This is a genomic window from Nocardioides sp. CPCC 206348 (genome assembly GCF_048654705.1).
Lineage (GTDB): Bacteria > Actinomycetota > Actinomycetes > Propionibacteriales > Nocardioidaceae > Nocardioides.
The window spans coordinates 4,857-7,469 of the sequence record NZ_JBMCZA010000007.1 but is presented as its reverse complement, the minus strand read 5'-3'; the positions used below and the strand labels follow the sequence as shown (position 1 = coordinate 7,469).

Genomic DNA, 2,613 nt, shown 5'->3' with positions numbered 1-2,613 from the left:
CGCGTCGTTCTCCTTCTCCAGACAGCCGCTGAGGGAGAACGCCGCCACGAGCGCGACGAAGGCAGAGCAGAACGACCGAGACCGAGACACCGAGAAGCTCCTCAAAGGGGTTGCGTGAAGCCCTCACCATAGGCGAGGGTCGAAGCTCGGATCCGCAGCCAACTTTTCTCGGGAGTGAACATGGCGATCCCTGTCCCCCTGCGCCTGCGCAGGCTCGGCGTCACCACGCTGGGCGTGCTGGCCCTCGGCATCACGGCAGTGACCCTGCCCGCCGACGCCCATGACGGCAACCACGACGACCCGGGCGGGCACGCATGTCCACCCGGCCAGGAGCGCGCCGCCGAAAGGGCCGGCGACAACTTCGACGATGCCTGCCAGCCGGGCCAGGACATCGCGCAGCTCGATGACAGCGCCGCGGTCCTCGCACCCGGCGAGGTCGACAAGAGCCGCAACATCTCGTTGCTCGCCAACCTCCCCAAGTCCGGCGCGTTCACGGCCGAGTCGTCGTTCGAGACCGACCTCGCCTTCCAGGGCAACTACGCCTTCCAGGGCAACTACGACGGCCTGACCGTCTACGACATCCGCAAGCCGCACAAGCCGAAGATCGTGACCCAGGTGCTCTGCCCCGGGTCGCAGAACGACATCTCGGTCCACGGCGACCTGCTCGTCCTCAGTGTGGACTCGAGCCGCAGCAACAACACCTGCGACAACGTGCCCCAGTCGGCGACGATCAAGGAGTCGTGGGAGGGCATCCGGGTCTTCGACATCAGTGACCCGACCTCGCCGCAGTACGTCGCAGCGGTCGAGACCGCGTGCGGGTCCCACACCCACACGCTGGCGCCGTCGGAGGACGGCAAGGACGTGTTCGTCTACGCGTCGTCGTACTCACCGAACGCGAACTTCCCCGACTGCCAGCCGCCGCACGACCAGATCAGCGTGGTGAAGGTGCCGGTGGATGCGCCGGAGGACGCGGCGATCGTGAGCACGCCCGTGCTGTTCCCCGAGGGCGGCAACCCCGCGGGTGGGTACTCCCGCGAGACCTCCGGCTGCCACGACCTGACGGCGTACCCGGCCAAGGACATCGCGGCCGGCGCCTGCATGGGTGACGGCGTGCTGCTCGACATCTCCGACCGGGCGAACCCGGTGGTGACCGAGCAGGTCCGCGACACGGAGAACTTCGCGTTCTGGCACTCCGCCACGTTCAACAACGCCGGCACCAAGGTCGTCTTCACCGACGAGCTCGGCGGCGGCGGTGGCCCGACCTGCAACCCGACCGTCGGTGACGTGAAGGGGGCCGACGGCATCTACGACATCGTCGGCGGCAAGCTGCAGTTCCGCTCGTACTTCAAGATCCCGCGGACCCAGGCCAACACGGAGAACTGTGTGGCCCACAACGGCTCGCTGGTGCCGGTGAAGGGCCGCGACATCATGGTCCAGGCGTGGTACCAGGGCGGCATCTCGGTGTGGGACTTCACCGACTCGGCCCACCCCAAGGAGATCGCGTACTACGACCGTGGACCCCTCTCGGAGGAGCGGCTGATCCTCGGCGGCTCGTGGTCGGCGTACTGGTACAACGGCCACATCTACTCCAGTGACATCCAGCTGGGCTTCGACGTGTTCAAGGTGAACGACCCGCGCGTCGCCCCGGCCCAGGGTGTGTCGATCGGCGAGCTGAACGTGCAGTCGCAGACGTCGTACTAGCCGCAAGCACGGAAGCCCCCGCAACTCTGGCGGGGGCTTTCGTGTGTCCGGAGGACTTGACCTCAACGAAAGTTGAGGTTGGACGGTAGGTCCATGACCGCCGTCACCAGCCCGTCCCTCGCGTCCCGCAGCGCCACCACCGTCGCCCTCACCGTCATCGCCGGGACGGTGATGATCCCGCTCGACGTCACCGTCGTGGCCGTGGCGCTCGCACCCCTCGCCCAGGAGACGGGCGCGTCGCTGCCGGTGATCCAGTGGGTCAGCACCGGCTACACGCTCGCACTGGCCAGCGTGATTCCTGCCGCCGCCTGGGCGATCCGGAGGTACGGCGCCCGATCGGTCTTCCTGATGGCGATCGCCCTGTTCACCGCAGGTTCGGCACTGGTCGCCACGGCCTGGGACGCGCCGAGCCTGATTGCCTTCCGGGTGGTCCAGGGCATCGGCGGCGGGTTCGTGATGCCGGCGGCGATGACCCTCGCGCTGCGTGCCGCGCCGGCCGGTGACCGCGGCCGGGTGATGGCGCTGCTCGGGCTGCCCATCCTGGTCGGGCCGGTCCTCGGGCCGCCGCTCGGCGGCTGGGTACTGGACACCCTGTCGTGGCGCTGGATCTTCCTGGTCAACGTGCCCGTCGGACTGGTTGCGCTGTGGCTGGGCCGGCGCAACCTGCCTGCGGTGCCGGGCGACCCGACCGTGCCCCTCGACCGGGCCGGCCTGTTCCTGCTGGCTCCGGCGATGGCGCTGCTGGTGGTGGGGACGTCCCTGTCCGAGGGCAGCCTCTCGGACCTCAGGTCGGTGCTGCCGATCGGGCTGGGACTGGTGCTGCTCGCCGGGTTCGTGCGGCATGCGCTGAGCGCCGCCGTACCGCTGCTGAAGGTGCGCCTGCTCGGAGTGCGGGCCACGGGCGGCGGAGCG

2 protein-coding genes are annotated in these 2,613 nt (G+C 69.1%); both read left to right on the top strand.

Features of this window, described 5'->3' with window-relative positions; all coding sequences use genetic code 11:
- Positions 1–180 precede the first annotated feature (180 nt).
- Positions 181–1,701: an LVIVD repeat-containing protein gene (locus tag ACOADB_RS00245; RefSeq protein WP_378595911.1), complete on the top strand. Its 1,521-nt coding sequence runs from the start codon at positions 181–183 to the stop codon at positions 1,699–1,701.
- A 93-nt stretch (positions 1,702–1,794) separates the two neighbouring features.
- A partial coding sequence (locus ACOADB_RS00240) for an MFS transporter (RefSeq protein WP_378595910.1) occupies positions 1,795–2,613 on the top strand: 819 nt, incomplete at its 3' end.